At 68.7% G+C, this 26,094-nt stretch carries 33 protein-coding genes; 21 read left to right on the forward strand and 12 right to left on the reverse strand.

The window, feature by feature from the left end:
- Positions 1-115: 115 nt before the first annotated feature.
- Positions 116-964: a non-homologous end joining protein Ku gene (gene ku / locus BBX35_RS10330; RefSeq protein ID WP_067219452.1), complete on the forward strand. Its 849-nt coding sequence runs from the start codon at positions 116-118 to the stop codon at positions 962-964.
- Here the strand turns inward: ku (BBX35_RS10330) and ligD are convergent.
- The 4 genes from ligD to BBX35_RS10350 all read right to left on the reverse strand — a co-directional run bounded on the left by ligD (position 961) and on the right by BBX35_RS10350 (position 6,188).
- Complete coding sequence (gene ligD / locus BBX35_RS10335) at positions 961-3,417, reverse strand: DNA ligase D (RefSeq protein ID WP_067219455.1); 2,457 nt, start codon at positions 3,415-3,417, stop codon at positions 961-963. The genes ku (BBX35_RS10330) and ligD overlap by 4 nt on opposite strands.
- A 3-nt stretch (positions 3,418-3,420) precedes the next feature.
- The gene (gene ku / locus BBX35_RS10340; protein ID WP_067219457.1) at positions 3,421-4,281 is read right to left on the reverse strand and encodes a non-homologous end joining protein Ku; all 861 of its coding nucleotides are present in this window, start codon (positions 4,279-4,281) and stop codon (positions 3,421-3,423) included.
- A gap of 31 nt (positions 4,282-4,312) precedes the next feature.
- Complete coding sequence (locus BBX35_RS10345; RefSeq protein ID WP_083206189.1) at positions 4,313-5,839, reverse strand: alpha,alpha-trehalose-phosphate synthase (UDP-forming); 1,527 nt, start codon at positions 5,837-5,839, stop codon at positions 4,313-4,315.
- 112 nt (positions 5,840-5,951) lie between these two features.
- Positions 5,952-6,188 (reverse strand): hypothetical protein, encoded by a 237-nt coding sequence (locus tag BBX35_RS10350; RefSeq protein WP_067219462.1) that lies wholly within the window; start codon positions 6,186-6,188, stop codon positions 5,952-5,954.
- A 189-nt stretch (positions 6,189-6,377) separates the two neighbouring features.
- Between BBX35_RS10350 and BBX35_RS23210 the strand changes: the two genes are divergently transcribed.
- The gene (locus tag BBX35_RS23210) at positions 6,378-6,680 is read left to right on the forward strand and encodes a hypothetical protein (protein WP_067219465.1); all 303 of its coding nucleotides are present in this window, start codon (positions 6,378-6,380) and stop codon (positions 6,678-6,680) included.
- A gap of 212 nt (positions 6,681-6,892) precedes the next feature.
- Positions 6,893-7,195, forward strand: coding sequence for a hypothetical protein (locus BBX35_RS10360; RefSeq protein ID WP_067219466.1), 303 nt, complete (start codon positions 6,893-6,895; stop codon positions 7,193-7,195).
- 54 nt (positions 7,196-7,249) lie between these two features.
- On the opposite strand, the gene BBX35_RS10365 is transcribed toward BBX35_RS10360, so the two are convergent.
- Positions 7,250-7,528, reverse strand: coding sequence for a BON domain-containing protein (locus tag BBX35_RS10365; RefSeq protein WP_067219469.1), 279 nt, complete (start codon positions 7,526-7,528; stop codon positions 7,250-7,252).
- Between the two features lie 10 nt (positions 7,529-7,538).
- Positions 7,539-7,727: a DUF3008 family protein gene (locus BBX35_RS10370; RefSeq protein WP_067219471.1), complete on the reverse strand. Its 189-nt coding sequence runs from the start codon at positions 7,725-7,727 to the stop codon at positions 7,539-7,541.
- Positions 7,728-7,985: 258 nt separating this feature from the next.
- Here BBX35_RS10370 and BBX35_RS10375 point away from each other — a divergent pair, with 258 nt between their 5' ends.
- From BBX35_RS10375 to BBX35_RS10390, 4 genes are all read left to right on the forward strand, one after another.
- Positions 7,986-9,029, forward strand: a complete 1,044-nt coding sequence (locus BBX35_RS10375) for an AI-2E family transporter (RefSeq protein WP_083206190.1) — start codon at positions 7,986-7,988, stop codon at positions 9,027-9,029.
- A 371-nt stretch (positions 9,030-9,400) separates the two neighbouring features.
- Complete coding sequence (locus BBX35_RS10380) at positions 9,401-9,634, forward strand: hypothetical protein (protein WP_067219473.1); 234 nt, start codon at positions 9,401-9,403, stop codon at positions 9,632-9,634.
- Between the two features lie 260 nt (positions 9,635-9,894).
- Entirely contained in the window at positions 9,895-10,488 is a 594-nt protein-coding gene (locus tag BBX35_RS10385) for a cytochrome c oxidase assembly protein (protein ID WP_323133734.1), read from the forward strand.
- Positions 10,488-10,988, forward strand: coding sequence for a CopD family protein (locus BBX35_RS10390; RefSeq protein ID WP_067219478.1), 501 nt, complete (start codon positions 10,488-10,490; stop codon positions 10,986-10,988). Before BBX35_RS10385 ends, BBX35_RS10390 begins: the two co-directional genes overlap by 1 nt.
- Here BBX35_RS10390 and BBX35_RS10395 read toward each other — a convergent pair.
- The gene (locus BBX35_RS10395) at positions 10,969-11,469 is read right to left on the reverse strand and encodes a DUF2231 domain-containing protein (RefSeq protein WP_067219481.1); all 501 of its coding nucleotides are present in this window, start codon (positions 11,467-11,469) and stop codon (positions 10,969-10,971) included. The two genes, BBX35_RS10390 and BBX35_RS10395, sit on opposite strands and share 20 nt — an antisense overlap.
- Before the next feature lie 42 nt (positions 11,470-11,511).
- On the opposite strand from BBX35_RS10395, the gene coxB reads away from it, so the two are divergent.
- The 8 genes from coxB (at position 11,512) to BBX35_RS10435 (ending at position 18,822) form a co-directional block, all read left to right on the forward strand.
- Positions 11,512-12,210, forward strand: a complete 699-nt coding sequence (coxB, locus tag BBX35_RS10400) for a cytochrome c oxidase subunit II (protein WP_244271605.1) — start codon at positions 11,512-11,514, stop codon at positions 12,208-12,210.
- Complete coding sequence (ctaD, locus tag BBX35_RS10405; RefSeq protein ID WP_067219484.1) at positions 12,207-14,759, forward strand: cytochrome c oxidase subunit I; 2,553 nt, start codon at positions 12,207-12,209, stop codon at positions 14,757-14,759. Before coxB ends, ctaD begins: the two co-directional genes overlap by 4 nt.
- The gene (locus BBX35_RS10410; RefSeq protein WP_067219486.1) at positions 14,756-15,085 is read left to right on the forward strand and encodes a hypothetical protein; all 330 of its coding nucleotides are present in this window, start codon (positions 14,756-14,758) and stop codon (positions 15,083-15,085) included. The genes ctaD and BBX35_RS10410 overlap by 4 nt, the downstream gene beginning before the upstream one ends.
- A gap of 103 nt (positions 15,086-15,188) precedes the next feature.
- Positions 15,189-15,623, forward strand: a complete 435-nt coding sequence (locus tag BBX35_RS10415) for a hypothetical protein (RefSeq protein ID WP_067219488.1) — start codon at positions 15,189-15,191, stop codon at positions 15,621-15,623.
- Between the two features lie 236 nt (positions 15,624-15,859).
- Positions 15,860-16,588 (forward strand): BON domain-containing protein, encoded by a 729-nt coding sequence (locus BBX35_RS23900; RefSeq protein WP_244271606.1) that lies wholly within the window; start codon positions 15,860-15,862, stop codon positions 16,586-16,588.
- 115 nt (positions 16,589-16,703) lie between these two features.
- A complete protein-coding gene (locus tag BBX35_RS10425; protein ID WP_067219493.1) occupies positions 16,704-17,825 on the forward strand; it encodes a DUF3182 family protein in 1,122 nt (373 codons plus the stop codon).
- Positions 17,822-18,550 (forward strand): alpha/beta hydrolase family protein, encoded by a 729-nt coding sequence (locus BBX35_RS10430; protein WP_067219496.1) that lies wholly within the window; start codon positions 17,822-17,824, stop codon positions 18,548-18,550. Before BBX35_RS10425 ends, BBX35_RS10430 begins: the two co-directional genes overlap by 4 nt.
- 32 nt (positions 18,551-18,582) lie before the next feature.
- Positions 18,583-18,822 carry a DUF2188 domain-containing protein gene (locus BBX35_RS10435; RefSeq protein WP_067219497.1) on the forward strand — a complete coding sequence of 80 codons (240 nt, stop codon included), beginning with the start codon at positions 18,583-18,585 and terminating at the stop codon, positions 18,820-18,822.
- A 43-nt stretch (positions 18,823-18,865) separates the two neighbouring features.
- On the opposite strand, the gene BBX35_RS10440 is transcribed toward BBX35_RS10435, so the two are convergent.
- Positions 18,866-19,177 carry a hypothetical protein gene (locus BBX35_RS10440; RefSeq protein WP_067219500.1) on the reverse strand — a complete coding sequence of 104 codons (312 nt, stop codon included), beginning with the start codon at positions 19,175-19,177 and terminating at the stop codon, positions 18,866-18,868.
- 44 nt (positions 19,178-19,221) lie between these two features.
- Complete coding sequence (locus tag BBX35_RS10445) at positions 19,222-19,560, reverse strand: hypothetical protein (RefSeq protein ID WP_067219503.1); 339 nt, start codon at positions 19,558-19,560, stop codon at positions 19,222-19,224.
- Positions 19,561-19,770: 210 nt separating this feature from the next.
- Here BBX35_RS10445 and BBX35_RS10450 point away from each other — a divergent pair, with 210 nt between their 5' ends.
- Positions 19,771-20,286 carry a superoxide dismutase family protein gene (locus BBX35_RS10450; protein WP_067219506.1) on the forward strand — a complete coding sequence of 172 codons (516 nt, stop codon included), beginning with the start codon at positions 19,771-19,773 and terminating at the stop codon, positions 20,284-20,286.
- A gap of 71 nt (positions 20,287-20,357) precedes the next feature.
- Here BBX35_RS10450 and BBX35_RS10455 read toward each other — a convergent pair whose 3' ends face one another.
- Positions 20,358-20,621 (reverse strand): hypothetical protein, encoded by a 264-nt coding sequence (locus BBX35_RS10455; protein ID WP_067219509.1) that lies wholly within the window; start codon positions 20,619-20,621, stop codon positions 20,358-20,360.
- A 7-nt stretch (positions 20,622-20,628) separates the two neighbouring features.
- The gene (locus BBX35_RS10460) at positions 20,629-20,955 is read right to left on the reverse strand and encodes a hypothetical protein (protein WP_067219511.1); all 327 of its coding nucleotides are present in this window, start codon (positions 20,953-20,955) and stop codon (positions 20,629-20,631) included.
- A 445-nt stretch (positions 20,956-21,400) separates the two neighbouring features.
- Between BBX35_RS10460 and BBX35_RS10465 the strand changes: the two genes are divergently transcribed.
- The 4 genes from BBX35_RS10465 (at position 21,401) to BBX35_RS10480 (ending at position 24,668) form a co-directional block, all read left to right on the forward strand.
- Positions 21,401-21,976 (forward strand): sigma-70 family RNA polymerase sigma factor, encoded by a 576-nt coding sequence (locus BBX35_RS10465; protein WP_067219513.1) that lies wholly within the window; start codon positions 21,401-21,403, stop codon positions 21,974-21,976.
- Positions 21,977-22,089: 113 nt separating this feature from the next.
- A complete protein-coding gene (locus BBX35_RS10470) occupies positions 22,090-22,311 on the forward strand; it encodes a hypothetical protein (protein ID WP_067219515.1) in 222 nt (73 codons plus the stop codon).
- Positions 22,312-22,459: 148 nt separating this feature from the next.
- Complete coding sequence (locus BBX35_RS10475) at positions 22,460-23,944, forward strand: phospholipase D-like domain-containing protein (protein WP_067219518.1); 1,485 nt, start codon at positions 22,460-22,462, stop codon at positions 23,942-23,944.
- Between the two features lie 10 nt (positions 23,945-23,954).
- Positions 23,955-24,668, forward strand: coding sequence for an endonuclease/exonuclease/phosphatase family protein (locus BBX35_RS10480; protein ID WP_067219521.1), 714 nt, complete (start codon positions 23,955-23,957; stop codon positions 24,666-24,668).
- A 90-nt stretch (positions 24,669-24,758) separates the two neighbouring features.
- On the opposite strand, the gene BBX35_RS10485 is transcribed toward BBX35_RS10480, so the two are convergent.
- On the reverse strand, positions 24,759-25,391 hold the full coding sequence (locus BBX35_RS10485) for a BON domain-containing protein (RefSeq protein WP_067219524.1): 633 nt from the start codon (positions 25,389-25,391) through the stop codon (positions 24,759-24,761).
- A gap of 253 nt (positions 25,392-25,644) precedes the next feature.
- Here BBX35_RS10485 and BBX35_RS10490 point away from each other — a divergent pair, with 253 nt between their 5' ends.
- On the forward strand, positions 25,645-26,079 hold the full coding sequence (locus tag BBX35_RS10490; protein WP_067219526.1) for a CBS domain-containing protein: 435 nt from the start codon (positions 25,645-25,647) through the stop codon (positions 26,077-26,079).
- The last annotated feature ends 15 nt before the right edge of the window (positions 26,080-26,094 follow it).

A 26,094-nucleotide genomic window follows, 5' to 3' on the forward strand; every position in this document is an offset into this window, starting at 1 on the left:
AGCCTGCGTGTTCCGTGCAAGGCGCGGCAGGGAACATGATCGCGCCCCGATGCGTTCGGTTCTCTGGAACCGGGGTTCTCCGGGACCGGTTCGGCAGGCGAGAGGGGAGAACGGCATGGCACCGCGCAGCTTCTGGAAGGGCTATCTGCGGCTTTCGCTCGTCACCTGCCGGGTGGCGATGATGCCGGCCACCACCACCGGCAAGAAGATCCGCTTCCATACGCTGAACCGCGACACCGGCAACCGGGTCGAGAGCCGCTATGTCGACGAAAAGACCGGCAAGCCGGTGCGCGAGCAGGATCAGCGGCGCGGCTATCCGATTTCCGAGGACAAGCTGATCGTGATGGAGGAGGACGAGCTCGACGCAGTGGCGCTCGACAGCACCCGCATGATCGACATCGAGACCTTCGTCCCGCGCGATGATATCGGCTGGATCTACCTGGATGACGCCCATTACCTGACGCCGGACGACAAGATCGCCGAGGAGGCCTTCGCCGTCATCCGCGAGGCGATGGCCGCCACCGGCACGGTCGGCATCGCCCGGCTGGTGCTCTATCGCCGCGAGCGGGCGGTGATGCTGGAGCCGCGCGGCAAGGGCATCGTCGTGTGGACGCTGCGCTACGGCGACGAGGTCCGCGAGGCGGAGGACTATTTCGCCGATATCGACACGTCGCAGCCCGAGCCGAAGGCGCTGAAGCTGATCGGCAAACTGATCGAGGAGCGCACGGCCGACTGGTCCGGCGAGATGGTCACCGACCCGGTGCAGAAGCGCCTGAAGGCGATCATCGCGGCGAAGAAGCGCAAGCAGAAACCGAAGGCGCCGCGCAAGTCTGCAAAACACGACGAGGGCGATGCGCCGCAGGAGACATCCGGCAACGTGGTGTCGATCATGGACGCCCTGCGCAAGAGCGTTGCGGCGGAAAAGGCGTCGGACAAGAAATCCTCCGGCAAATCCCGACGCTAGCTTTTTCGCTTCGTCGCCGCCTTCGGCTTCAGTACGGCTTCGGCCTTGCGGAAATCCGCCCAGGGATCCTCGTCCAGACTGTCGAGCCGGGCCATCGCATTCACCACCGTGAAATGGCCGGAGCCGATGGACGGGTCGAGTTCGTCCCAGGCGAGCGGCATGGCGACCGTCGCACCCTCGCGGGCGCGGGACGAATAGGGGGCGATGGCGGTGTTGTTGCGCCCGTTGCGCAGGTAGTCGACGAAGATCCGCCCCTTGCGCGCCGCCTTGGTCGACCTGGCGATGAAGAGCTCCGGATCGTCCGCCTCCATCGCCTCGGCAATGTCGCGGGCAAAGCCCTTCACCTCGTCCCAGCCCGCCTTCGGCTTCAACGGCGCGACCACATGCAGGCCCTTGCCGCCGGTCGTCTTGACGAAGGGCACGAGGCCGGCATCCTCCAGCCGGTCCCGCACCTGGCGGGCGGCGTCCAGCATCACCGGCCAGTCGACGCCCTCGCCCGGATCGAGGTCGATTACCACCTGGTCGGGCCGCTCCAGATCGTCGAGCGAGGCCTGCCAGGGATGGATCTCCAGCGCCGCGCCCTGGACGAGGCCGATCAGCCCGTGGAGCGAGTCGATGGCGATCAGGCTGTCGCCGTCGTCGCCGAGCGGGTCCTGCCGGGTCAGGATCTCGCCGTTCATCCCCTTCCACGCATGTTTCTGGAAGAAGCATTTCTGCGCCGTTCCGCGCGGGCAGCGCAGCAGGGCGAGGGGGCGCGCGACGACCAGCGGCGCCATGAAGCGCCAGACTTGCGTGTAATAGTCGGCAAGCCCTTCCTTGGTGACGCCTGCATCGGCCCAGTAGACCCGGTCCGGGTGGGTGAGTTTGATGCTCGGCCGCGGCTGCGCCGGGGGATCGTCCTTGTCCGTCGGCGCCTCGCGGGTGACGTCGCGCGCCGCCTTGTCCTCGCGCAGGCCGCGGAAGGAGGCGTGGCGCACGCGCCGGTCCGCCGTCCAGCTGCGGAACTCGACCTCGGCGACCAGCTCCGGCTTGACGAAGCGCACTCCGCGCCGTGCGGTGGCATCCAGCCGCCCGGCAAAGGGCGAGGTCTTGCGCTCGATCGCGTGCAGCCGCTCGTAGAGATCCTCGGCCACCGCCCGGGAAAAGCCGGTGCCCACCCGCCCGGCATGACGCAACTCGCCGTCCTCGTAAATGCCGAGCACCAGCGAGCCGATCGCCTCGTCCGACACGGAGGAGGGCATATAGCCGGCGACGACCATTTCCTGCCGTTCGCCGCATTTCGACTTGATCCAGTCCTTGCTGCGGCCGGAGCGATAGGGGCCGGAGGCGCGCTTGGAGATGACGCCTTCCAGGCTCAGCCGGCAGGCATGGCGCAGCACCATCTCGCCGTCTTCCTCGAAATGCTCGCTGTAGCGCAGCACCTCCGGCGCCTTGGCCAGCAGCCGTTGCAGCGCCGCCTTGCGCGTGTCGAGCCGCACGCCGGTCAGGTCGCGGCCGTCGAGATGCAGAAGATCGAAGGCGACATAGACGAACCGGTCCGTGCGTCCGGCGCTGAGATCGGCCTGCAGCGCGGAAAAGTCCGAGGCACCGCCCGAGGCCTCGACCACCAGCTCCCCGTCCAGCACAGCCTGCTGCACGGGCAGGGCGGCCAGCGCCTTGGCCACGTCCGGGCCGAACCGCTCCGTCCAGTCGAGGCCGCTGCGGGTCAGCAGCACGGCCTTGCCGTCCTCGATCCGCGCCTGCAGCCGGTAGCCATCGAACTTGATCTCGTGGATCCATCCCTTTGCCGTCGGGGCATGCCGTTTCAGCGTCGCCAGCTGCGGCGGCACGAAATCCGGCATCTTGGCCTTTTTCGAGCCCTTGAGGGGGGCGTCGGGTTTCCGCCCGCCCGTTTCCTTACCGCCCATCTCCGCCTTGCCGGCTTCGTTCAGGATGTCGGGTTCGTCCTCGTCCCGCGCGTGTTCGTCCTCGCTCTTGATCAGCAGCCAGTTGTTGCGCTTTTCCCGGCCCTTGCGGGCCATGCGCACCAGATGCCAGCGGCCTTTCAGCTTGTCGCCTTCCAGCGTGAATTCCAGATGCCCCTTGGCGAGCCCCTTCTCCGCATCGCCCTCCGGCGTCCAGCTCCCCTTGTCCCAGATCGCGACCGTGCCGGCGCCGTATTCGCCCTTAGGGATCGTGCCTTCGAAACTGCCATAGGCCAGCGGGTGGTCCTCCACCTCGACAGCCAGCCGCTTGACGCCGGCGACCAGGCTCGGGCCCCGGGTCACCGCCCAGCTCTTGTAGACGCCGCCGAGCTCCAGCCGCAGGTCGTAGTGCAGCCGCCGGGCGTGGTGCTCCTGGATGACGAAGCTGTGTTCGGTGCCTCCCTTCTTGGAAGCCTTTCCCTTCGGCTCCCCCTTTGGTTCCGGTGTCGCAGCGAAATCCCGCTTGCGGCGGTAGGTTTCGAGAGACATGGCTCAGCCCGCCTTTCGCCTCTGTGGGGCGGCGCGCTTCGCCCCGCGCTTCTTTCCGGGCTTCTTCTGGCCGGCCGTCTTCTGCTTGTCGGCGGCGGCCGCGCTTTCGCGCAGCGCTTCCATCAGGTCGACCACCTTGCCCTTGGCTTCGGCCTTCGGTTTCGGGATCTCGCGCCCCTCGGCCTTGGCCTTGACCAGCTCGGCCAGCGCCGCGTCGTAGCGGTCGTCGAAGGCGGCGGGATCGAAACTGCCGGTCTTGGTCTCGATGATGTGCTTTGCCAGCGAACGCATCTCGCCCTTGATGGTGACATCGGGCAGGTCGTCGAAGGCCTCGTCTGCCGACCGCACCTCGTAGTCGAAATGCAGGGTATGGCCGAGCAAGCCGCAGCCGCGCGGGCGGATCAGCATGGTGCGCACCCGCCGGAACAGCACCGCCCGGGCGAGCGCCGCCACCTTCTTGCGGCGCATGCCCTCGCGGATCAGCGCGAAGGCCTCCTCGTCGGCCTCGTCCGCGGGCTTCAGGAAATAGGGCTTGTCGAAATAGACCGTGTCGACGTCGTCGCAGGCGATGAACTCGCAGATCTCCAGCGTCTTGTCGCCCTTCGGCACGGCTCCGGCGATGTCGTCCGGCTCCAGCACCACATAGGTGTCCTTCGCCGTCTCGTAGCCCTTCACCTGGTCGTCGCGCTCCACCGGCTTGCCGGTCTCCTCGTCGACGAATTCCCGGCGCAGGCGGTTGCCGCTCTTGCGGTTCACGTAGTGGAACGAGATCCGCTCGGAGGTCGTCGCGGCGGAATAGAGCGCGATGCCGCAGGACAGCTCGCCGACGCCGAGATGCCCCTTCCAGATGGCCCGTCCCGTCATGTGCCGCTCTCCCTGATTGCTTCGGGTACGCTCATGAGGGCGCCTGCTGCGGGCGCCTGGCGCTGTTTCCCTCATCGCCGAGGGCCGCGAGGAAGGCTTCCAGCCAGGCGCGGGAATCGTGCCGCATCACATGGTCGAGCAGCGCCTCGTGCCGGCTCCGTCGCTCGTCGAGCGGCATGGTCAGCGCCTGGTAGAGCTTATGCGCCATGTCGTCGATGTCGTAGGGGTTGACGATCAGCGCCTCGCGCATCTCCTCCGCCGCGCCGGCAAAGCGCGACAGCACCAGCACGCCCGGATCCTCCGGGTCCTGCGCCGCCACATATTCCTTGGCGACCAGGTTCATGCCGTCACGCAAGGGCGTGACAAAACCGACCTGGCTGCCGCGCAGCAGCGGGGCCAGCTTGGCGCGGTCGACGCTGCGATGGATGTAGCGGATCGGCGTCCAGTTGAAGTCGGCGAGCCGGCCGTTGATCGAGCCGACCAGCGCCTCCAGCTCGGCGCGGATGTCGCCATAGGCGTCCACCTCCTCGCGGGTCGGCGGGGCGACCTGCAGATAGGTCACCGACTTTTCCAGCTCCGGATGCTGCGCCATCAGCTTGTCGAAGGCCTTCAGCCGTTCCGGTAGGCCCTTGGAATAGTCGAGCCGGTCGACGCCGATGATCTGGCGGCGGCCGAGCACCTGCCGGCGCATCAGGTCGATCAGCACCTCGTCGTCCGCCTCGCGGGTCATGGCGGCGAAGCCCTTGGCGTCGATGCCGATGGGGAAGCGGTCGATCGTCACCGTGCGGTCGCCGACGCGGAAGTGGATGTCGTCGAGCTGCACCGCGGCGCTGTGCTCGGCGAGATAAGCCTTCAGGTTGCTCGCATCGGCCTGGGTCTGGAAGCCGATCACGTCGTAATCCAGCAGCGCCTCGACCAGTTCGGCATGGTTGGGTGCGGCGAACAGGATGTCGGGCGAGGGGAAGGGGATGTGCAGGAAGAAGCCGATCCGCTGGCGGCAGCCGACCTTGCGCAGGAAGCCGGCCAGCGGGATCAGGTGATAGTCGTGCACCCAGACGAGGTCGTCGTCCTTCAGGAAGGGGCTGAGCTGGCGCGCGAAGGTCTCGTTGACCCGCTGATAGCTCTCGTAGAAGGCCGGCCGGTAGTCGACGAGATCGAGCCGGTAGTGGAACAGCGGCCACAGCACGCTGTTGGCATAGCCGAGATAGTAGTTGGCAACGTCCTCCGGCGACAGCGGCGCGGTCACCTGCTCCGCCGGGCCGACCCGCTCCACCTGCACCTCGCCCCCCGTCACACCGTCCGGGGCGCCGTTCCAGCCGAACCAGATGCCTTCGCGCTCCTTCAGCGTCTCGGCCAGCCCGACGGCGAGGCCGCCGGCCTGTCCGGTGTTGCGCAGATTGGCGACGCGGTTGGAAACGACGACCAGCCGGCCGCTCCCCGCGTCGTCGCCGATCTCTTCCAGGCGGGGCGGCGCATCGGGCGCGGCGGCAGCGCCGGCAAGGGCCGCGGGAAGGCCGCCCGGGGGAACGGGCGATGTCGGGCTCGAAAGATGGGTCATGGAGCGGAGCTTCCTGCTGGAGCTGGCGGATGTCTGGTCGCACGACCAACGCCGCCGGCGGCCGATTTGTTCCGGCCGTCGGCCGCCTTCGGCGGCCGCCTTTCGGGTGCGGTCAGGGCACCCTGTCGGTGAGGCCGGTCGCGCCGTCGTGGCCGGCGCAATGGGCGCAGCAATAGATCGTGCCGTCCTTTTCGACGCCGTGGCCGATCACCCGGCAGCTGCAATGCGCGCAGGTCGGCGCGAGCGTCTGGACGGCGCATTCGAAGCTGTCGAAGACGTAGCTCTTGCCCGCCATCGTCACCTCGAACGACTTGTCGTACTCGTTTCCGCATTGGTGGCACGTGCCCATGGGGGTCTCCTTTTCTCGCTTGTCGCCTTTCGAACAGGCGGCACGCCGCGAGGTTCCGGTTACCGCGAGAAAAACCCGTCCGACCGCCGGTGGAACATTGTCCGGCCCCGGCGGTTGATAGAGAGAAAGGCCCGGCGGCGCGGTTCGCCGGGCCGGTCGTTTTCGCCAACAGTCTTGAGGAGACGCGACATGGATCCGCTGAAGAAACCCGCCCGCCCGGTTGAGCAGGATGCTGCCGACGAGGCACCCGGGCTCGAGCAGCAGGACTGGGAGGAGCTGGAAGGCGCGGCGCCCTTCACCGACCGGGTGCCGGCGGATCCGAACGGCCGCCCGCTTGCCGAACTGCCGCTGGACGAGCCGGACGGCGAGCTGCCGGGCGAGGAGGCCGACAACCCCTACCAGCGCAGCGACGAGGCCTTGCCGGACGACGAGGCCGAGGCGGTTCTGCGCCGCAATCCCTCGCGCGAGGGCGGGCGCTTCGACGAGGTCTGAGCGCCCAGCGTTCAGCCGCGATGGAACAACCCGGCCCGTTGCCGCGTTGAGTGGTCAGTTCCAGCAACGAGGAGACATTCCGTGCATAGCATCATCTATCTCGTCGGCCTTGTCGTGGTCGTTGTCGCCATTCTCTCCTTCCTCGGCCTCGGCTGAGGCCGGACGCGCGCGCCAGCCCCTTTCGGCGCCCCTGCGCGGCTGCCGGAGAGGACATGACCACCGTCAACGAAGGAAACAGGATGGACGAGGACCAGAAGAGACGAACCGAACCGATCGAAGTGGCGCCGGGCAGGGCGCGTCAGGGCACGGGCTCTCCCCGCATCCTGATCCTGCTGGTGGTGTCGCTCGTGCTGGCCCTGATCGCCTGGTGGGGCCTCGACATCTATCGGGAAGCCGCTCTGGCGCCGGACGAACCGGCGGCCGAGGCGACATCCGGCGGTGAGCGTTACGAGCCCTCGTCTCCGGTTCTGCCGGACGAAACGCTGAGGCGCGAGCCGGAGGGCGCGACCGAATAGGTCGCCCTTTCTCTGGCACTTCCGGCAGGCCGGCGGCGGGAAACCCGCCGCTGGCTATATTTTCGATCCCCACACGCCGATGATATTGCGAACGTGGCGCACGCCCGGAATCCCGCGCGCTATCTGCGAGCAGCGGGTGATTTCCTGTGCGCTCGCCACCGTTCCGGCGAGGGTGACGCCGCCATGGTCGGCGGTCACCACCACGTCGGAGGCGTCGACGGTCCCGTCATTCGCCAGGGCCGAGGCCACTTCCGCCTCCAGCTCGGTCGAGGCCGAGCGCTGGGAGAGGAATTCGGGAGGCTTCCCGAAAAAACGCCTGTCCTTTTGAACCATGCCCCGTCTCCTAGGACTTGGACACGTGTTCGGGCTTCCCCTTGCGAGAGGTGGACGCCAGCTCTTCGAGTTCCTTCTCGGTCATGGAGTCCACCATTTCCCGGGACGCGCCCTTCAGGTCGCTCTTGTCGGTCTCGCCGCGTTTCGCCGAAAGGGCGGCACCGGCAGCCTTCTGCTGGGACTTGGATTTCGCGGGCATCTGTCGTCTCCCATCCGATTTGTGACAGCCTTTCAACTGCCTTCGGGCGGGAATGTTCCCGGATGCGGCAGGCGAACATTTGGCAGTCCCGGCAGTTGTGGTCCCCGATGCAATCGCAAAGCCGCAGCTGCAAAGCCGCAGCCGCAAAGACGCAACCGGACATACGGGGGATGCCGCCATGCGCATCGTCAACACACGCCCGCACCGGGCAGGGCCGCCGCTTCGCCAGGACGGATCCCGGCGGAGGGACACCTGCCGATGACCGTGCATTCCTCTCCGATTGCCCTCGGCAGTTTCGCTCAGCGGCTGATCGCGGTCGCCCTCCTTGTCGTTGCCGCCCTGACGCTGTGGTACCTGCGCAGCCTGGTCCTTCTGGTCTTTGCCGCCATCCTCTTCGCCATCGTCCTGCGCAGCCTCGCCGATCTCCTGGCGCGGCCGACGGGCCTCGGCGAGGGCTCGTCCTTCGTCGTCGCCACCGTTGCGGCGATGCTGACCATCGTGCTCTTCGTCGCGGTGCTCGGCACCCAGCTGCAGGCGCAGCTGCTGGAACTGCGCGACCGGTTGCCGGAGCTGCTGGCGCCGGTGGAGGACTGGCTCGGCAGCGGCGATGTTGGCGAATGGCTGGTCGAGCGCGCGGAAGCGATGGTCTCGGAAGGGGCGGTGATGAGCCGCATCGCCGGCCTCTCCGGCTGGGCCGTTACCCTGCTCGCCAACGTGGTTCTGGTCGCGGCGGCCGGGCTTTACATCGGCTTCCGGCCGGATCTTTACCGCGGCGGGCTGCTGATGCTGTTTCCGCGCCGCTCGCGCCAGGGCGCCGCCGTCACCATGGATGCGCTGGGCTCGGCGCTGCAGCGCTGGCTGATGGGGCAGCTCGCCTCCATGCTGGTGGTCGGCACGCTGATCTTCCTGGGCCTGTGGGCCATCGGGATCGAGGCGGCGCTGGCGCTCGCCTTCATCGCCGGCATCCTGGAGTTCATCCCCTTCTTCGGCCCGGTCCTGGCGCTTGCGCCGGCCGTCGCGCTGGCCCTTGCGGTCGACACGACGACGGCGATCTGGGTCCTGCTGCTCTATCTCGCGGTCCAGCAGTTCGAAGGCAACGTGCTCAACCCGCTGATCCAGCAGCAGGCGGTCTCGCTGCCGCCGGCGGTGACGATGTTCGCGCTGCTCGCCTTCGGCGTTCTGTTCGGGCCTCTGGGCGTATTGCTGGCGACCCCGCTTGCCGTCGTCTGCCTGGTCGTGGTCAAGCAGGTCTGGGTCGGCCGCGTGCTGGGGGAGCCCGTCTCCCTTCCGGGAAAAGAGTGAGAGACGCGGGAACAAGCGGAGCTCGACAGGGTTATGCAGGAGGAGGCAGCCATGACCACCGGAAATCCCAGTTTCGGAAATTCCAGTTTTGGAAATCCCAGCCCCGGAAGTCCCGGGACCCCGCGTCCCGAGCCGGGGCCGCCACCATCGCCGACGCCCTTTCCCCCGCCCCCGGTGCGCGAGCCGGATCCCGGCCGCCTGCCGGACGAGGATCCCTTGCCCAACCCGGACGAAACCGACAATCCGCCGCAGCATGCGTGAGATGAGGCGCGGGGAATCCCCGTCCGCCGACGCAGCCCTATCATCATCTGCTCCCCGCTATGGCGGCTGAGCATGGCGCCGGAAAGGGCGCACAGGAATGCAGGACCGACATGACCTTTGATGACGAGAATTCCAGAAAGGGCCAGTCCGGCCAGTACAGGGGGGCTCACAGGGGGGCTCCACCCAGCCCGCTCGGCGGGCGGTATTTCGCCGACCTGCTGAAAAACGTCGAGAACGAGCCCGTGCCGGACCGGCTGCTCGACCTTGCAAGGCAGCTGGAGCAGGCGCTCGCCGAGCGCGGCGACAAGCCCGGCAAGGAGAGCGGCGGGTCGGACGAGAGATGAAGCGGGGCGGGCCTTGAGGCCCGTTCCGCGTTCTGCCCCCGTTTCGGGAACAATCCGGCCCGCGAGGCGTTTCGGTTTCGATCGCGAGGGGAACCGACATGCCAGACGTCTATTGCGGACCGGCGCCAGCGCCGCAAACCTTGTTGCTCGCGTGGAATTTCGATCCGCTCGCCCTGGCGCTCTGCGCGGCGATCCTCGGGATCCACGCGGCATCCGGTCGGCGGGATGGCCAGCGGGGTGATCGGAGGGACTGCCGGTCGATGGCCCTTGCCGGCACCGGCGTGCTGGCCTTGCTGTTTCTCTCGCCTCTCTGCGCGCTCACCGTTTCGCTGTTTTCCGCCCGCGTCGCCCATCACGCCCTGTTGATCGGCGTTGTCGCGCCCCTGCTGGCGCTGGCCTTTCGCGGGGTTCGTTTCCCTGCGCCCTCCCTGCCGCTCAGCGCCCTGACCGGGCTCAACGCGCTGCTGCTTTGGTTCTGGCACGTGCCCCAGGTCTACGAGGTGGCCATCGTCGGTGCGCTGCCCTACTGGACCATGCAGCTCAGCCTGCTGGGTGCCGCCTTCGCCCTGTGGCGCGCGGCGCTCGCGCCTGCCGCCCATCCGGGCTCGGCGATCTTCGCCCTGCTGGCGACCATGGTGCAGATGGGCATGCTCGGCGCCCTGCTCACCTTCGCCCGCTCCCCGCTTTACGTCCCGCATCTCGGCACCACCCAGGCCTTCGGCCTGTCGCCGCTGGCCGACCAGCAGCTCGCCGGGCTGATCATGTGGGTCCCCGCCTCGCTGCCCTATCTGGTGGCGGCGCTGCTGCTGCTCTCGGTGCAGCTGGCACCGGCCTCGTCGCGGCGCGTTCGCTGATGCTGATGCTGTGGGTCAAGGGGCTGCACATCGCCGCCATCGCCGTCTGGGTCGCCGGGCTCGTCTGCCTGCCCGGCCTCTACCTGAGGCGCGCCCGGGTCGGCCACGACGCGGCGTTCCACTCCCTGCATGCGACGGTGCGCTACCTCTATGTGGGGATCGTCTCGCCGGCGGCCTTCATCGCCGTGGGCAGCGGCACGGCGCTGATCTTCCTGCAGCAGGCCTTTGCGCCTTGGTTCCAGCTCAAGCTCGTCTTCGTCGGCGTGCTGGTGGTCCTGCACATTCTCACGGGGGCGGTGGTGATCGGCCTGTTCCGGCGCGGCGGCGAGTATTCGCTGTCTCGCGGCCTGGTCGCGATGACGGCGGTGATCACCACCGCCGCGGTCATTCTGGTGGTGGTGCTGGCCAAGCCCGACCTTCAGGGCCTGCTGCCGCAGGCCCTGTCGGAGCCCGGCGCCCTTAAGCGCCTTGTGGGCGAGTTCAATCCTTTTCGGAGATGATGAGGCCGATGCCGTGATCGAACACGAGTTTGCCGCCATGCCAGCCCGCGAGGCCGGTGAAGATGCTCGCCAGCACCGACAGCATCAGGCCGTGCGGCAGCACCGCGTCCGGTTCGGTCAGGCGCAGGCCCCAGTTGGTGCCGATGGTGGCGATCAGCATCATCGCGGCGACCGCGTGGGTCCAGCTCGCCGCGCGCACGCGGATGCCCGAGACCAACAGCAGTTCGGCGGTTCCCACCATGCCGGCGCCGAGACCGGCGAAGAAGGCGAAACCGGCGGACCACAGGCCGGCGCGCAGCCAGAACGGATCACCCGACCACCAGTAGAAGACGTCGCAGCCCAGCGTCGCGACCACCAGCGCAATGGGGAAATGCACGCTCATCGCATGCAGCGGATGTCCGGCGACGGCCACGGCGGAGGCGATGGGCTCGTCCGCCACTTCCTCGATGACCGGGCTGTCGGTGTCTTCCATTTCGTTCATGGGGGTCCTTCCGTTTTGAGGGAAAGGTTCCGAAGCGGCGTTTTGTTCCGCCCGATCTGCCTGCTGGCCGGCGGCCTGCTCCTGTCGGCCTGTACCGGCCCGCTGTCGGCGCTGCAGCCCGAGGGGCCGGCGGCGCGCGGCACCGGCACGCTGTGGTGGATCATGCTCTTCGCCGGAACGGCGATCTTCCTCGCAGTCGCCGCGGTGCTGATGCTGGCCTTCGTGCGTCCCGCCTGGCTGCGCCGCTTCGGCGAGACGCGGCTGATCCTGTGGGGCGGGCTGGTCGTTCCGCTGGTCATTCTCTCCGGCCTGGTGACGGCGGCGCTTGCGCTCGGCGAGCGGGTGCTGGTGGTCGGACAGGGCGAGGCGCTGCGCATCGAGGCGATGGCGCGCCAGTGGACCTGGCGCTTCCGCTATCCGGGCGGCTACGAGACCGACGACCTGCTGCATCTGCCGGTGGGGCGCGACGTCGACATCGTCCTGACCAGCGCCGACGTCATCCACTCGTTCTGGGTGCCGCGGCTCGGCGGCAAGCTCGATGCCATTCCCGGCCATGTCAACGTCATCCGGTTGAGGGCCGACCGACCCGGCACCTATGGCGGGGTCTGCGCCGAATATTGCGGCATCGGCCATGCGCCGATGCGCTTCTCCGTCGAGGCGCATGAGGAAGACGCCTTCGCGCAAGCCGTCGGCCTTGCCGCGGCTTCGGATACGGCTGTGGGCGGGGAGGGCGCACGATGAGCCGCGAGACACCGCAGGACCGGCAGGGCGCCGCCGCGGCGCCTCCCGTCAACCCGATCCGCCTGCACCGGGAGCTCGCCGCCCTGTGGGACACGCCCGCCGGCTGGCAGCAGCTCGGCGCCGTCAACCACACCATTCTCGGCAAGCGGTTCATCCTCGCCGCCTTCTTCTTCTTCGGCGTCGGCGGACTGCTCGCCATGCTGATCCGCGTGCAGCTCGCCACCTCCGGCACCGCCTTCGTCGGACCGGAGATCTACGGCCAGCTCTTCACCATGCACGGCACGGTGATGATGTTCCTGTTCGCGATCCCGATGTTCGAGGGCTTCGCGATCTACCTGCTGCCCAAGCTTCTGGGCGCGCGCGATCTCGCCTTCCCGCGGCTCACCGCCTACGGCTTCTGGTGCTACATCTTCGGCGCCTCGATCCTGCTTTGCGCCATGATCGCCGGTGTTGCACCGGACAGCGGCTGGTTCATGTACACGCCGCTGTCCTCCTCCACCTACACGCCCGGCATCAATGCCGACGTCTGGCTGCTCGGCATCACCTTCGTGGAGATCTCGGCCCTGTCGGCGGCGGTCGAGATCACCGTCTCGGTGCTGAAGGTGCGCGCGCCCGGCATGAGCCTTGCCCGCATGCCGATCATGGCCTGGTACCTGCTGATCACCGCCCTGATGATGCTGTTCGGCTTTCCGCCGCTGATCCTCGGCTCGATCCTGCTGGAGCTGGAGCGCGCCGCCGACCTGCCGTTCTTCGATCCGACCAGGGGCGGGGACTCGCTGCTGTGGCAGCACCTCTTCTGGCTGTTCGGCCATCCGGAGGTCTACATCATCTTCCTGCCGGCGGCCGGGGCGATCTCGATGATGATCCCGACCTTCGCCCGGCACGAGCTGGTCGGCTACCGCGCGGTGATCGTCGCGGTGATCGCCATGGCTTTCCTGTCCTTCGGCCTTTGGGTCCACCACATGTTCACCGTCGGCATCCCGCATCTGGCGCTGGCGTTCTTCTCCGCCGCCAGCGGGCTGGTGGCGATCCCCACCGCAGTGCAGATCTTTGCCTGGATCGCGACGCTCGCGGCGGGGCGGCCGCGCTTCGACGTGCCGATGCTCTATCTCGGCGGCTTCTTCTTCATCTTCGTGGTCGGCGGGCTGACCGGCGTCATGCTGGCCATGGTGCCGTTCAACTGGCAGGCGCACGACACGCATTTCGTCGTCGCGCATCTGCACTACGTGCTGGTCGGCGGCTTCGTCTTCCCGATGATGGCCGCCACCTATTATTGGCTGCCGCATTTCACCGGGCGGCTGGCCGAGCACCGGGTGTCGAAGCCGGCCTTCTGGCTGATCTTCCTCGGCTTCAACCTGACCTTCTTCCACATGCACCTGACGGGCCTGCGCGGCATGCCGCGCCGGATCGACACCTACCCTGTGGAGGCGCGGCTCGACTGGCTGAACCTCCTGTCCTCCGTCGGCTCCTTCGTGATGACCATCGGCTTTGCCCTGTTCGTCGTCGATCTCGTCGTGCACATGCGCTTCGGGCGCAGGTTCCGGCGCAATCCCTGGGCCGCGCGCACGCTGGAATGGGCGATGCCGACGCCGACGACCTCCTACGCCTTCGCCTCGCTGCCGCATATCGAGGAGCGCGGCGACCGACTGGCGCCCGATGCGGAGGGGGCACGGCTCGCCGCCGGGCGCGGCTATCTCGGCTTCACCCGCAACGGCTGGATGGAGACGCTCGGCGTCGACATGGTCGGCGGTCGGCCGGACCAGCTGATCGTCCTGCCGCGCCAGACCTTCCTGCCGCTGTGGAGCGGGCTCCTCACTGCCGCCATGGTCCTCTGCCTCCTCGCCAAGATCTACTGGCTGGCGCTTTTCGCCTTCCTCGCGGTCGTCGTATCGCTGCTGGCCTGGACCGGCGCCACCGGCGCGCGGCAGGACATGGGCGCGCTTCCCATCGGCAACGGCGCGTCCGCCCGCCCGCATTGGGAGACCGAGGCGCCGCCCTCGTGGTGGGCGATGGTGATGACCTGCGCCGCCGAGGCGACGCTGTTCTCCTCGCTGCTGTTCGGCGGGCTGTTCCTGTGGCTGGTCGCGCCGCAATGGCCGCCGGCCCGTCCGGCCCTGCCGGATCCGCTGCTTGCCGGCGCCTGCGCCGTGCTCCTGGTGCTCGCCGCCTTCGCCGGTCGCGGCGGTCTTGCCGCGCTGCTGCAGCAGCGCTCGCCCGCCCTTCGGCTCGGCGTCTGTGCGGGCGCCCATGGCGGGGCGGCGCTTTTGTTCGCGCTGATGGCGGCAAGCGTGCCGGTGCCGACCGCCCATGCGCACAACGCCACTGCCTTGGTGCTGCTTTCCCTTTGCGGTCTTCGCGCGGGCTTCGGCGCGCTGCTGGCGGCCTACGGCCTCTGGCGCTGGCACGCCGGCTTCCTGTCGGCGGCGCGCAGCCTCGATCTTCGCATCGGCCGGGTCTGGCACGACTATGCCGCCGCCACCGGCCTCATCGGGATCAGTGCCGCCTTCGTCTTCGCCTGGCTCGCGACAACCGGAGGGACAGGCTCGTGAGACCGCGCAGCCTCCTTCTTCTCGGCGCCGGCTTCACGGTGTGGGCGATGGCCTTCGTCGCGCTCTACGCCATGCTGTCGGTCGGCTGCCGCTTCGGCTGGGACGACACGGCGCTGGACATGGCCGGCGGGCTGTCGCTGCAGCGCCTGCAGCTGATCGCGATCTTCCTGGTGCATCTGGCGGCGGGCGCGGCGGTGGTCATGCTGCTGCGCCGCCGGCGGGGCGAGGGCTTCCTCTACCCGCTCGCCTATTTCGCGGCGATCGCGGCGCTCGGTGCCAGCGTCTTTTCCTTTGCCGGCGTCTTTTTCCTGTCCGCCTGCCAGTGAACCGATGCATCGAAGGGCAAATAAAATCGTCCCGAGGCGGATCCTGCGGAACATAACCTCGTCCCGCTTGTTGGCAGGGCTCCACACAACAGGAGGACTGTCCATGACTTACAAGTTCCTGATCGCCGCCTCGCTCTCGCTGGGTCTTGCCACCGGCGCCGTGGCCCAGACCGCGCCTCAGACCGGCACCGATCCGGCGGCCGCCGGCTCCAGCACCAGCACCAGTTCTGGCCTGCCGATGGGCTGGGACGGTGCCATCGGCGATGCCTTCTTCAGCGACCAGGATGCCGGCACGCTGCGCTCCGAGCAGGAGGTGCGCGCCAACTGGGATACGCTCACCAGCGACCAGCAGGCCCGCGTGCGCTCCCATTGCGCCAGCGTCGACACGGCCAGCAACGTCACCACGACGCCGGGTGCCAACAGCGACGTGACCGGGTCCACCGGTGCCACCGGCTCGACCAGCGGCACGTCGCTGCCGAGCCCGAAGATGGACCACACCGCGTCCATCCAGCAGGCGTGCGGCTGGATCAAGCAGTAACCGCTGCCGACCGCAGGACCTGCGGAGGCGCCCTTGCGGTGCCTCCCGGCCAAAACCCGAGTGCGGCCCGTCCGCGCTCGGGTTTCTTGTCTTCAGCCGACTAAGTTTCCTCGCACAAAAAGCGACGCACAGCGCACGGGGCGGGAACACCGGGCGGCCGGCCGGAGTTGGGACGAATGCGGGCAGCCAGTGTCCGCCGGCCCGCATCCGGGCCGAACCCCGAGGAGACTGACGTCATGCCAATGGATTGGGAACGCGACCGGCATTTCGACGACCGCTACGATGATCGCTTCGACCGCGACAGCCGGGGGCGACACCGCCGCGAGGACCGCTTCGCCCGCCCGGACGTGCGCGAGGATGCCTTCCACGACGAGGAAGAGTTCCTGCGCGGGCTGGAGGCGGCCGCCGGCCCCTCGCGCTATCCGCGCGACCGGCGCGACCTCGACTACGGCTATCCCGAGGGCGACCCCTGGGACGGCGACGAGCGCCAGGCGCGCGCGCCGGTGCCGCATCCGGACGAGATGCGCTTGCGCCGCTCCGGCCCCGGCTATCGCTATTCGGGCCAGCGCTATCCCGGCACACCCCTTTACGGCCAGGCCGGTCCCGTGAACCGCGGTGACCCGGGCCTGCGCGGCTACGGTTTCCGCGAGGCCTATCGCGGCGATGCGCCGGGTCTGCGCCGGGCCGACCATCGCGGCCGCGGGCCGAAGAACTACACCCGCTCCGACGCCCGCATCCTGGAGGATGTGAACGACATCCTCTCCGACGACGGGCACATCGATGCCTCCGACATCGAGGTGGAAGTACGGGACGGCGAGGTGACGCTCTCCGGCACGGTGTCCTCGCGCTTCGCCAAGCGGCACGCGGAGGATCTCGCCGAACGCATGTCCGGCGTGCGGAACTGCCAGAACAACCTGCGCGTTGTCTCGGGCGGGCCTGTGACGGACGTGCAGCCCCAGGATTGAAGCCGGGTCTGAGGCTCATGCGCCGGCGCCTTGCAGAGGGCGCCGGCACGGGCCGCCCGCCGAGGCGGGTCCCCCGAAAAGCCACCGTCCCCAAACGCCACGTCGGGAGTGTTCGATGGGTTCCAGCACCGAAGATCGCGGATCTTCAGATCAGGGTCTGCTCGTCACCTGGGGGTGCGAGGACGCGCCGACCCATCAGGCGCAGACCCACATGGCGCTCGCCCGCCACGCGGCCGAGCTGCTGCGCCGCCGCTTCGGCGGCCGGCTGGAGGATGCTGCCGGCGGCGACGGCGCGCATTACTGCATTCCCCGCAGCACGCTCTTTGCCGAGGACGGCGCCGTGGTGTTCGGCGCGGCCGGGCCCGATCCCGCGCGTTTCTTCGGCGGCTGGGTGCCGGCCGGCCTTCTCGCGACCAAGGCCATCGTGCATCCGCTGGCCCCGGGCGAAACCCCGCCGGAGGGCTGGCCCGCCGGCTTTGCGGCTGCGGCCTGCGACGTGGCGCTGGTCGGGGCGAGCGCCTTCACCCTCGAGGGCGCGGCGCAGGCCGGCCGCCGGTTGCTCGACCGCGGACCGGTGCGGATCAAGGCGGTCGGCGCCAGCGGCGGCGTCGGCCAGTTCGTCGCCCGCTCGCAGGACGAGCTCGACCGGGTGCTGGAACGGGCCGCGGAGATCGGCCTGCTCGACGGGGGGCTGGTGCTGGAAGAGCATCTGGAGAACGTCAAGACCTACAGCGTCGGCGAGGTGATGCTGGGCGACCTGCATGCGGCCTATGTCGGCACCCAGGACCTCACCTCCAACAATGCCGGCGAGGAGGTCTATGGCGGCTCGCGCCTGTTCGTCGTGCGCGGCGGCTATCCCGAGTTGCTGAAACTGGTGCCGCCGGAAGTGGCGAAACTCTGCGCCATGGCCATGCGCTTCGACCAGCTCGCCGAGCGCGAGCTCGGCCTCGTCGCCTCGCGGCGCAACTACGACATCATCGTCGGCACCGACCATGCGGGCGAGCAGCGCAGCGCGGTGCTGGAACAGTCCTGGCGTGTCGGCGGGGCCAGCCCGGCGGAGCTCGCCGCCCTCGAGGTCTTCGACCGCGATCCCGCCCGCCGCCACGTTATCGCGGCCTCCGTGGAACGATACGGCGCCGCGGCCGTTCTCCCTGAGAACGCCCGGCCCTATTTCCACGGCACGGATGCCGAGGTCGGGCCGATCCTGAAATATGCTTCCGTGCAGGATGCGCCTTGAGAAAGTCCGACACACATATCGACGTCGGCGGAGCCCGGCTCGCCGGCCAGTTCTTCGAGCCGCAGACCGGCTGGCCGGGGGTCCTCTTCGTCCACGGCTGGGGCGGCAGCCAGAAGCGCGACGAAAAGCGCTCGCGCGCCATCTCCCGGCTCGGCTGCATCTGCCTCACCTTCGACATGCGCGGCCACGGCGCCATGGATTCCGACAAGGCCAAGGTCAGCCGCGCCGACAATCTCGCCGATATCTGCGCCGCCTACGACAAGCTGGCGTCGCATCCGGCGGTCGACACCTCGTCGATCGCCGTCATCGCCAGCAGCTACGGCGCCTATCTCAGCACGTTCCTGGCGACCTCGCGCCGGGTGCGCTGGCTGGCGCTTCGCGTGCCGGCGCTCTATCGCGACGAGGACTGGGACACGCCCAAGATCTCGCTCGACCGGCGCGAGCTGCAGGAATACCGCAGCCGCCAGGTGGCGCGCGACGCCAACAGGGCGCTGCGCCACTGCCAGGATTTTGCCGGCGACGTGCTGGTGGTGGAATCGGAGAACGACCATCTCGTCCCGCATCCCACCATCGCCAGTTATCTCGCCGCCTTCAGCAATGCCTGCTCGATCACCCACCGCATCATCAAGGGCGCCGACCATGCGCTTTCGGATGCCGAAAGCCGGCGCTCCTATGACGAGCTGCTGATCAGATGGGTGCGCGAGATGGTGCTCAGCGCCCGCTGACCCTACGATTTTCCGCGAAAAAGGAGCTCCCCATGACCAAGGTCGTCTATCACGTCGTCGAGCATGACGGAGGCTGGGCCTACCAGGTCGCCGACGTCTTTTCCGAAACCTTCGCCACCGCCGACGAGGCGCGCGTGGCCGCCCTCCAGGCCGCACGCGAGCAGACCCGGCCTGGCGATCCGGAATGGATCGAGTATCAGGACGAGACCGGCGCCTGGCATGTCGAGCAGGAGCCGGGCAACGACCGGCCGCAGACCGAGGTCGAGAGCTGACGCTCACGCGGACGGGAGGGGCAAGCTCCCCTCCCGTCTACCGTCAGTCTTGCAGCGGGTTCCGGATCATCCCTTCCACCACTTCGCGCGGCCCGTCCGGCGAATGGCGGGAGGTCTCGCACTCCTCTACCCCGTAGAGCTTTTCGTCGCGAAAGGCGCTGGCAAAGCGCGTCGAGGCGCCATGCGCGGGCTTGCGGTCGGTGTCGAGGAAGTCGGGCTCGGCCTCGCTGGCGACGAGCCTGGCATCGCCCGAAGAGTCTGCGCGCACCAGAACGATGCCGCTGCCGCCGGCGCGCTCCCAGTTCGGGTCCCCCGCGGCGGCAATGGGCACCAGCTTGTAGATCCTGCGGGTCATGGCCGTTCGACCTTTTCTCTTGGGGGCCCTGTTGCGGGGCCGGTTTACTGCGTCGTGGTCTCGCCGCCGGGCGTCTGCTGTCCGGGCAGGGCGCCGGGCGGGATCACCGGGGTTTCGCCCGCATCGGGCGCCGGTTGCACGAACTCGCCATTGTCTGCGGGCGGCGGCTCCAGCACGCCTTCGCACTCGTCCAGCATGCCGGACAGGGTCTCGTTTTCGCCCTTCGCGCCCGGCTGGCCGGTCAGGCCTTCGCCATCCGGATCGGGGGCGAGGCGGCATTCGTCGCCGGCGGCCGGCGGTTCGCTGTCCTGCTGCTGGGCGGTCGCCGGCCCGGCAAGGGCCAGCAGCGCGGCAAGGACAAGGGGTGCGGATCTCGGTCTCACGGGGGCCTCCCTGGTTCTCTCGATCGTGATTTTCCAACGCCGCAAGGGCGCCTCATGTTCCCCGCAAGATGCGCAATCCGAAGACCGGGCGAAGCGCATGCGGAACAAGCTGGCCGCTGGCCGGTTCGGCAGGGACGGGCGGACAGCGGTCCTAGCCAGCCGCCCCCGCGATCTTCGAACGCCAGGATTTGCAAGACAGGAGACTGAGGGATGAAAACAATCATGATCGCCGGCGGCCTCGTAGCGCTTGCCGCGCTGCCGGCCTCCGCGCAGGGCGGGGCGCAGCAGGAGGCGAACGCCACCTTCATCGGCAAGGACGGCAAGGAGACCGGGCGCGCCACCCTCACCGGCACCTCCGCCGGCGTGCTCATCGATCTCGAGGTGAACGGCCTTCCGGCCAGCCAGTGGGTCGCCTTCCATGTGCACGAGACCGGCACCTGCGACGCCTCGGACGGCCACAAGTCGGCCGGCGGCCATTTCAATCCGGGCGGCAGCGCCGATCACGGCTATCTGTCGGAAAACGGCCCGCATGCCGGCGACATGCCGAACCAGTGGGTCGACGGCGCCGGTACCTTGCGGGCGCAGGTTTTCAACTCGATGGTGACGCTGGACGGCGACAAGGCCATTCGCGGCAAGGCGCTGATGATCCATGGCGGCAAGGACGATTATTCCAGCCAGCCGTCGGGCGATGCCGGCGACCGGCAGGCCTGCGCCGTCATCGAATAAGCCGCCCTTTTGAAGACATGCCGGCGGCGGGTCTCACCGCCGCCGGCTTTTGCTCATTACGCCCTTGCCAGTCACGCCTTGCGCGCGTCCAGCGCCGCATCCACCCGTTCCAGCACCAGCTTGATCTCGCGCGCCGCCGCCGCTTCCACGGCGAAGGCGTCCTGCGGCACCGCGCCCGGGTCTTCCTGCTGGTCGGCAAGGTTCAGCCGCGCCTCCAGGTCCCGGCGCAGATCTTCCGCGCCCGCCTGTCTCATCAGGTGGACGAGGACGATCTCCAGCGTGTCGCGAAGTCCGTTGAGACGGCCTTCCAGTTCGAACGGCTCCAGTCGAGACATGGCGGGCTCATCCTTGTCTTATGTCGGTGGCGCCGGCGCTGCGGAAGGCTTTTTCCGCGCGCGTGCCGTCCGCGCCCTTCAGCTCGACCGACACCTCGATGGGGCCGCCAAGGGCGGGTTCGAAGGCCGAACCTTCGTCCGGATTGGCCGAAGCATCGGCTCCCGAGGCGGTCGTCCCGGCGCTGTTGGCCTGGCGTGCGGCGGCGACGGAGATCGCGTCGCGGGCGAGGCCGTGCTCCTGCACGAGGTGTTCCACGGCGCGCTCGGCGTCCCCGCGCGAGGCGAAGCACGCGGTAAGGCGCGAATGGCTGTCATTGGCTGCGTGACGGGTCACGGCATCTCTCCTTGCTGGCGGTCGGTGAGGGTTTCGGCACCGGACCTTGCCGGGGCCGCAGGCGGAAGGCCCGTGATCCGCAACGGGCCCTCCGCCCGTCGCGACCCGCCGCTGTCGCCGCAGGCCACATTGTTCCAAACCCTTGACCGGCAATCGTGTTCCACCGCGGCAGGGCTGCGGTTCGGTTCCCGCCTGTCCGTCCCGCCGGAAACGGCCGGCACCTCGATTGAAAAAGCAGGGATGGAACAAGCCGGCTGCCCGGGGGTTGGGTAGGTACGACCGGACTTCAACGGCAGGCCCGCCTTGCGGGCGCCGGACCTCGGGCAGCATCGCCCTTAGGTCCCGGAAAGAGCGGCTGATCGGGAACATTGCCGCTCACGACAAGTTGAGTCCGTGTCGGGGGCATCGGGGGCCAGCCAGATCTTGCAATCGAGGAGAAGTCCCGATGCCGGGAATACGCGAACGCGCCCGTCTGAGCGGTCCGCAATCCGAGATCGTCCACCTGATCCCCGCCCTGCGTGCCTTTGCCAGGACGTTCTACCGGGAGCCGACCCATGCCGACGACCTGGTTCAGGAGACGCTCACACGGGCGCTTGCCAACATCCACCAGTTCCGTCCCGGAACCAGCATGAAGTCGTGGCTTTTCACGATCATGCGCAATGCCTTCTACACCAAGATCAAGATCGACACGCGCGAGGCCCCGGGGGCGGCCGACTGCGTTTCCCTGCGTCCGGCGGCCGACCCGACGCAGGAATGGTCGTATCGCGGGCATGAGATCGCCGCGGCGATCGACCGCCTGCCCGAGCAGCAGCGCGAGGTGCTGGTGCTGATCGGTTTGCGCGGCGTTTCCTACGAGGAGGCGACGGAGATTTGCGGCTGTGCCATGGGCACCATCAAGAGCCGGCTGAACCGGGCGCGCCACCGCCTGCTCGAAGAGCTGGGCGAGGGCTCGCCGAACTCCTCCCTGGAGCGCGACACGGACCATCCGGTCGCCTCCATCGAGACCTTGCGGGCGGGCTGAGGGGTGCCTGCCAAGACGCCTGCCGGAACGATTTGCCGCCTCGCGACTTATCCCTAGAGGCAGGCGCCATCCGGGCGCATGCCCGACCGCACACAGCAGGAGGACAGGACCAGATGGCCAACGCAAGCAAGAAGCACATGGGCGCCGGTTCGCAGGGCAAGGGCAGCGGCAGCGGCGCGCGCACCATCGCCGACAAGGACGTCCTCGGCGACAACATGACCCTTTCCAACCGCGACAAGGCCAGCCACGGCAAGGAGCGCGGCCTCGACAGCAAGGGCGTCCAGAACGACCAGCGGCAGGATCACGAGTCGAACAGGATCGTCCGCGACCGCTGACGCTGCCGGACCGATCCAGTTCGAATTGCGGAAGACGTCGAGTTGCGGAAGACGGGACGCGGTCCGCGCGCGTCCGTCTCCCGTCTCGGCGATAACCCGCTCTTGATGTTCCCCGTTCTTGACAGTCCAAGGCAGCAACGGCACCCGGATGACCCTCGCAGACACCTCTCTCGCCCCGTCCCCGATCATCGACACCGAGCGCAACGCCTGGCGGATGGCGCAGGCGGATCGCCTCGCCTTCCTGGTTGATGCGGACGCCTATTACCGCCGCGTCGAAGCGGCTTTGATGCAGGCGCGGCGGTCCATCTGGATCGTCGGCTGGGACTTCGACCCCGACATTCTCCTGCAGCCGCAGAACGAGAACGCGATGACGCTCGGCGCGCTGCTGCGGTCGCGGGTGGAGGAGACGCCGGAGCTCGACATCCGCATTCTCGTGTGGGGCGAGGGGCCGGTCTATTCCAGCGGCCGTATCCCGGTGCTCCAGGACACCGACTGGTGCGAGCATCCGCGCATCGCGCTGCATTACGATTTCGAGCATCCCTTGCGCGCCTCCCATCACCAGAAGCTGGTGGTGATCGACGAGGAGCTCGCCTTCGTCGGCGGCATCGACCTGACCTCGCAGCGCTGGGACACGCCCGATCACCGGGCCGAGAACCCGTTGCGCCGCCGGCCGAACGGCGACCCCTACGGCCCCGTGCACGACATCCAGGTGGCACTGTCGGGCGAGGGCGCGCGCCTCATCGCCGACGTGGTGCGGCGGCGCTGGGCGCGGGCGGTCTCCGACGAGCTTCCGGCCGCCGAGGCACCGGAGGAAACGTGGCTCGACGACCTTGAGCCGCATCTCACCGGCTGCGATGTCGCCGTCGCGCTGGCCGAGGCCGGCGGGCGCGACCACAAGCGCCGCACGGACCCGATCCAGCTCACCTGCGATGCCATCGATGCGGCGCGCGAGCACATCTATATCGAGACGCAGTATCTCGCCTCGACGCGGGTGGTCCGCCATCTCGTCGCGCGCCTGCGCGAGCCCGAGGGGCCGGAGGTGGTGATCCTCGTCACCCGCGACACGCGCGGCCTGCTGGAGCAGTGGACGATGGGCTACGGCCGCACGCTGGCGATCCGCCGGCTGATGCGCGCCAACACCCATGGCCGCCTGCGCATCGCCTATGCGGTCGTTCCCGACGGCGAGGGCGGCGAGCAGGAAGTGCTGATCCATGCCAAGCTGGTGATCGTCGACGACCGCTTCGTGCGCGTCGGCTCCTCGAACCTCAACAACCGCTCGGAAGGCTTCGACAGCGAGTGCGACCTGGCGGTCGAGGCGCAGGGCGAAGACTGCCAGCGGGCCATCGTGGCCTTGCGCAATTCGCTGCTCGCCGAGCATCTCGACGCCGATCCGGCCGAGGTCGGTCAGGTGGTGGAGCGCACCGGCTCGCTCACCGCCGTCATCGATCGGCTCAACGTCAAGGAGCGGGGCCTGCGCCCCTACATGGTCAATCCGCGCAAGCGCGCCGGCCTGCTGCATCTGGGCTCGGGCATCGTCGACCCGAAGCGCCGCTTCTGGCCGCTGCAGCGCTTCCGCGAGGTCGGCACGGGCGCGGCGACGCGCCTGACCGGGATGCTGAAGGCATGGTTCTAGGGCCGGCGCATTGAAAGTCCTGTCCTACAACGTGCATGGCTGCGTCGGCGGCGACGGGCGGCTCGATCTCGCGCGCATCGTCGAGGTGATCGCCGCCGCCAAGCCCGACGTGGTCGCCCTGCAGGAGCTCGATGTCGGCCGCCTGCGCAGCGGCGGCATCGACCAGGCCGAGGAGATCGCCGCCGCCCTCGAGATGACCTCTGTCTTCCATCCCGCCATGCATGTGGCGGAGGAGAAATACGGCGACGCCATCCTCACCGCGCTGCCGATGCAGGTGGTCAAGGCCGGGCCGATCCCTTCGCGCGGCGAGCCGCGCGGCGCCATCTGGTGCCGGATCGAGCACGAGGGGCGCCCGCTCAACGTCTTCAACACGCATCTCGGCCTGTGGTGGGGCGAGCGGCTGACGCAGGCGCGTACGCTGGTCGGCCCGGACTGGCTCGGCCACCCCGATTGCCGGGGCGAGGATGCGGTGCTGATGGGGGACTTCAACTCGGTTCCCTCCTCGCGCGCCTTCGGCGAGATCGCCGCCGTGCTGGATCTTGCACGCCCCGCTCGCCGCACGCGTGCCGGGCCGACCTTTCCGGCGCGGTTTCCCCTGCTGCGCCTCGACCACATCTTCGTGTCGAAGGGCCTTCGCTGCCTCGACTGCTCGGCCCTGCGCACGCCCGTGTCGCGCATCGCCTCCGATCACCTGCCGCTGCTCGCCGTGCTGGAGCGCGGCTAAGCGCAGCGGCGTTAGAAAGCCGGCGGCCGGCTCCCGCTCCCGTCTCCCGGGGAGGGGAAGAGACGGGAGAGAGGCCGGCCGCGGCATCCGTCACGCCAGGTCGCTTTGCGGCGGCACCGGATGCGGACGGACGCGAAGGTTGTTCTGCACATGGGTGACGCCGGAGACGGACTCGGCGCAGTCCTCGGCCCGGCGCTTGTCGTGCCGGTGGTCGACCAGCCCGCTCAGCACCACCTCGCGGTCGTTGACCTCGACCGAGATGTTGCTGGCGTCGAGATAGGGATCGTCGCTCAGCCGGTCGTGCACATCCTCGCTGATGCGCGCATCCGAGCGCTTGTAGCCGCGCGGGCCCTTGCCGCGGTGCTTGTCCATCTCGCGGCGGTGTTCGGCATCGTCGTCGCCGAACCACGAGGCGACCTCGTCGCTGGCGCGGTCCCAGAAGTCCCGCTCATTGCGGTCGCGGCGGCGATAGCGGTCGCCATAGCGTTCCGCATAGCCGGCCCCGCGCCACGGGTCGTCGCGGCGGTATTCATCGTAGTCCTCGCCGTAATAGCCCGGATACTGGGGATAGAGACCCTCGCCGATCATCGGATAGGGCCCGTAAAGCGCGCCGACGCCCGGATAGCGGCGGCCACGGCGCCCCTCCCGCTCGTCCCGCAGCCGCTCGCGCGCGCGCTCTTCCCGCATGCGGGTGTCTCGGCGGATGTCGTCATTGTACGGCATGCTTGCCTCCTTGGTCGGTCCGTTTCGGATCCTCTTCAGGGGTCCCTTTCGGGATTTCTCTTCACGGGAGGCACAACCGGCGAGAGGGCACGAATGTTCCAGCCCTATGGCCGGGAACATTCGGCGCGTCGGCCCGGTTCGAAGGGTGCCGCGCCGGCGCAGACCGCACAGGCGGTCCCGGCGGTTACGGCCTTTCCAGGTTCGCGGCCCTCGCGGCGGCGGAACCGCTGGCACCAGACATCGGGAGACCGAGATGAAGATTTCTGAAATCATGACGCGGGACGTGGAGATCGCGAGCCCCGACGACACGCTGGAAGCCGTCGCCTCGCGCATGGCGGCGAGCGACATCGGCCTGCTTCCCGTCGGCGAAAGCGGCCAGCTGGTCGGCATGGTCACCGACCGCGACATCGCGGTGCGCGGCGTTGCGCGCGGCCTGGATGGCTCCGGGCGCGTTCGCGACGTCATGTCCCGCGACGTGAAATACTGTTTCGAGGACGACGAGATCGAGGACGTGGTGATGAACATGGGCGAGATCCAGGTTCGCCGCCTCGTCGTCCTCGACGGCGACAAGCGGCTGGCCGGCGTGGTCTCGCTGGCCGATGCCGTGCAGCAGGACCAGGCGATGACCGGCGTCGGCTTCAGCGGCGTCGTGCGGCCCGGCGGGGCGCACAACCAGGCCGCCCGGTAAGGCCACGCCGGCTCG

The organism is Stappia indica (assembly GCF_001696535.1).
Classification (GTDB): Bacteria; Pseudomonadota; Alphaproteobacteria; order Rhizobiales; family Stappiaceae; genus Stappia; species Stappia indica.